Origin of the sequence: Acinetobacter sp. YH12102 (genome assembly GCF_013419125.1) — a bacterium.
Classification (GTDB): Bacteria; Pseudomonadota; Gammaproteobacteria; order Pseudomonadales; family Moraxellaceae; genus Acinetobacter; species Acinetobacter pseudolwoffii.
Genome location: NZ_VPAS01000042.1, coordinates 1 through 3,724 on the forward strand (window position 1 = coordinate 1; position 3,724 = coordinate 3,724).

The window sequence follows — 3,724 nt, forward strand, 5'->3', positions numbered from 1 at the left end:
CGCATATCCAGCAACAACATGAAGAATTGGAGAAACAGAATAAACGTTCCCGTGCCAAGAAAAGTATGCCGAGCCGTAAAGCTCAGAAAGCTGTTATTGGACAAAGAAATTTAAATCCTGTGCTTGAATCTTGTGGTTAAAAACAGGACATTTTAAATGGTTTATCGCATAGACATTTTAATTGGTGAATAACATCTGTTATAAGCCCCATACATTCAAGTTTATTTCTTGCATGAATGTATCCTATAGGATACATTAATCTTATGTACTCAATATATACCACTGAAGTCTTTGATGACTGGTTTACTAAGTTAAAAGACCAGCAGGCAAAAAGACGTATACAAGTCCGAATTGATCGGGTTGAAGATGGAAACTTTGGAGATACTGAACCAGTCGGTGAAGGTGTCTCTGAATTACGTTTCTTCTTTGGACCTGGCTACAGGATCTATTACTGTAAGCAAGGGCAAAGGGTCGTTATTCTTTTAGCAGGCGGAGACAAGTCTACGCAAAGTAAAGATATAAAACTTGCCCTACAACTAGCACAAGATTTAGAGGAGGAGCTGTAAATGGCTATCAAACTTCGTAAATGGGACAGTGCTGAACATCTTAAAACAGAAGAAGATATGCAAGCTTACCTACAAGCCTGTATAGATGAATCTAATGGTGATGCGGCATTCATTGCAAAAGCTTTAGGTAATATTGCTAAAGCTAAAGGAATGGCTCAATTATCAAGAGACACAGGTTTAGGCCGAGAAAGTCTTTATAAAGCACTTTCTGGCGATGTAAATCCAAGCTTTGATACTGTTATTAAAGTGGTAAAAGCGCTGAATTTACGCTTAGCAATTTAAAAAAAACTAGTAAAAAAGGGAGCTTAAAGCTCCCTTTTTTAACTTCATATAACGTGTATTATGTTAATTTTAGGAAATCTTAGTCTTTAGCTAACATAATCTTCAGTTGATATTACTTGAGCATATGCAAATTCAAAAGCGGCCATTAATGTTGCATGGACATGACCAGCAGGTACTTTAACGCCATTAAATTCCAAGTCTAGTGTTGCACAAGCATCATGTATCACTTTTACCTTATAACCAAAATCAGAAGCAGCACGAACAGCAGCATCAACACACATATGCGTCATAGCACCAATCACGACTAACTCAGTCACTTGATTGCTATCTAAAATTTCTTTGAGATTCGTATTTAAGAACGCATTGATGTGATTTTTAATGATTACAGCTTCATCTTCTTGCGGCTTAACTGTGTCCTGAAATTCAATACTATTTGAGCTAGGTTCAAATATAGGAGATTCAGCATCAGCAATATGTTGCACATGAATCACTTGAGTACCCAGTTGACGGGCTTTCGCAATTACTTTCACTGCATTAGCAGCAGCTTGTTCAATATTTACCAATGGTAATTTACCTGTAGGTAGATATTCATTTTGTAAGTCGATAACTAATAAAGCTGATTTTGACATACCTATTCCTTTACTTAACTAATATTTGTTTTGTTCTACTTATGTTTTAAAGAAGTGGAATGCTTCCATTTCTTTAAGTCACTTTAGAAAGAAAGCGTTTCACCATCGATAGGAATTAAAACCTTCTCTTGGATTCCTTTGTCCTTTACGTAATCTGCAAGCTCAGCACGTGTTACCGACATGTGGTTAATTGCATCCATGTGAACAGCAACCACTTTAGCATTTGGTGCTTTCTGAGTTGCATGATAAGTATCTTCTTTGCCCATAATAATGGATTCTTTAAAGCCATCAACCAAGGCGTTACCTGTATTCAAGACAATCACATCAGGTTTAAATGTTTGAATCGCTTGATCAACTTCAGAACGCCAGATGGTATCTCCTGCCACATAAACAGTTTCATGGCCAGCAGCTTCAAATACCACACCCATTGCTTCACCTAATCCAGCTTTAAGCTTAGGAATACGGTACATGGCATCAGTACCGTGTTGACCACCAGTTTTAGTGAGCTTAATCCCTTCAAAGGTCGCTTGAGTTAATACACGAACATCTTTGAAGCCTTGTGACTGAATGATTTTCTGGTCTTCTTTATTCTGTACAAACAACGGCATGTTTTTCGGAATAGTCGCTTGTGCTGCATCATCCCAATGATCTAGATGGGTATGGGTCACGATTACCGCATCTACACCTTCTAAAATCGTTTCGGGCTTGATAGGCAAATCGACTAATGGGTTCCGTAAATAGCTACGATGAGTATCAGGAAAACCTTCATAGAATCCTTTTTTAGCAAACATTGGGTCAATTAAAAAAGTCGTATCAGCATAGGTTACTTTAATCGTTGCATTGCGAATTTCTTGTATATGCGTAACTTTAGAAGTATCTCGCTGAACCACCTTATCATTCGCATATAAATGGACTGAAGCCATTGCCAGAGAGAGTGCAATAACAGAGCTACTTAAAATTTTATTCATGTTCCAGATCCAATCATTTAGTCATACTCGAATCATGATAGGAAAAATTAAGCAATAAAATTGTCTTTAAGGACAATCATCGAAACTATTGGGACAACATGCTATATTTATTATTTTAGAGAGGTAGATTGAATGGCTATACCAGTGATTGGATTGTTCGTATATCCCAATATAAATCCATTTCACTTCTCTATCCCCCATATCATTTTCAATATCAAGATTGAAGATAAACGCTTATTTGATCTGAAAATTTTTTCTATAGATGGCCAACCCGTAAAAACAGAACAGTCTATGATGATTATCCCTGATGGGGGGATCGAACTTATTAAACAATTGGATCTTATTATTATTCCTGGATGGGATGATTTTAATCACAAACCTGAAAAAGTACTTATCGATGCCCTAAATTGTGCATATCAAGCTGGAATTAGAATTGTAGGGTTATGCTACGGAACTTATGCATTGGCATATGCAGGGCTGCTTGACCATAAAAAAGCAGCTACGCACTGGATGGCTGAACAGGATTTTAGTGAACGATTTCCACAGGTTCAACTTGATAATGACGCCCTGTATGTAGAAGACCAAAGGATCGTAACCTCTGCTGGAACAGGCGCAGCGTTAGACTGCTGCTTGTACTTGGTACGTGAAATCTATAATGCACGAATTGCGAATAAAGTTGCTAGAGTAATGGTGATCCCGCCTCACCGTGAAGGTGGGCAAACTCAGTTTATTGAACAGCCAGTCGCAGAATCGAGCCAAGATGCACAAATTAACCTATTACTTGATTTTTTAAGAAAGAATTTAGCCTTACAACATAATATTGAAAGCCTCGCTGAACGGACACATATGACACGCAGGACGTTCACACGGTACTTTAAGAAAGCGACAGGTATGACCTTAGTCGATTGGCTGAATACTGAAAGAATCAGATTAAGTTGTGAACTTTTAGAAGCGACAAACTTGTCTATCGAAAAGATAACCGAGCTTTCAGGTTTTAATAATACTGTGTCATTTAGAAAGAATTTCCGTGAAAAATATGGCACCAGCCCTCAGGCATGGAGAAAAGCTTTTGGGATCATTAATGAGAATAATCCGCCCCATTTAACATAATGGCGGTTATACGAAATTTCGTTGTTAGAACCCATTTAAAGGGTCTATATTCTCACCAATAAAAATGTCTGGTTTATGATGGTTTTTATCACCATGGACTGGATATAAAATATAGATGCTGATCACTATGTCTGACAAAGAAATTCAACGTCTTGCAGTTCTGCAAGAC

General features: G+C 37.6%; 5 protein-coding genes and 1 pseudogene. 4 read left to right on the forward strand and 2 right to left on the reverse strand.

Going from position 1 to position 3,724, the window contains the following annotated elements; genetic code table 11:
• From FTU42_RS14595 to FTU42_RS14605, 3 genes and pseudogenes are all read left to right on the forward strand, one after another.
• Positions 1 to 140: pseudogene (locus tag FTU42_RS14595) on the forward strand (ISNCY family transposase); the annotation flags it as partial.
• A 123-nt stretch (positions 141 to 263) separates the two neighbouring features.
• Positions 264 to 566 (forward strand): type II toxin-antitoxin system RelE/ParE family toxin, encoded by a 303-nt coding sequence (locus tag FTU42_RS14600; protein WP_000286964.1) that lies wholly within the window; start codon positions 264 to 266, stop codon positions 564 to 566.
• Positions 567 to 848, forward strand: coding sequence for an addiction module antidote protein (locus FTU42_RS14605; protein ID WP_000985610.1), 282 nt, complete (start codon positions 567 to 569; stop codon positions 846 to 848).
• An 86-nt stretch (positions 849 to 934) separates the two neighbouring features.
• Here the strand turns inward: FTU42_RS14605 and FTU42_RS14610 are convergent, their stop codons facing one another.
• Both FTU42_RS14610 and FTU42_RS14615 read right to left on the reverse strand, forming a co-directional pair.
• Positions 935 to 1,477 carry a cysteine hydrolase family protein gene (locus FTU42_RS14610; protein ID WP_058951821.1) on the reverse strand — a complete coding sequence of 181 codons (543 nt, stop codon included), beginning with the start codon at positions 1,475 to 1,477 and terminating at the stop codon, positions 935 to 937.
• Positions 1,478 to 1,560: 83 nt separating this feature from the next.
• Positions 1,561 to 2,445, reverse strand: a complete 885-nt coding sequence (locus FTU42_RS14615; protein WP_180083699.1) for an MBL fold metallo-hydrolase — start codon at positions 2,443 to 2,445, stop codon at positions 1,561 to 1,563.
• Positions 2,446 to 2,577: 132 nt separating this feature from the next.
• Here FTU42_RS14615 and FTU42_RS14620 point away from each other — a divergent pair, with 132 nt between their 5' ends.
• Positions 2,578 to 3,555, forward strand: a complete 978-nt coding sequence (locus FTU42_RS14620; protein WP_180083702.1) for a GlxA family transcriptional regulator — start codon at positions 2,578 to 2,580, stop codon at positions 3,553 to 3,555.
• Positions 3,556 to 3,724: the final 169 nt, after the last annotated feature.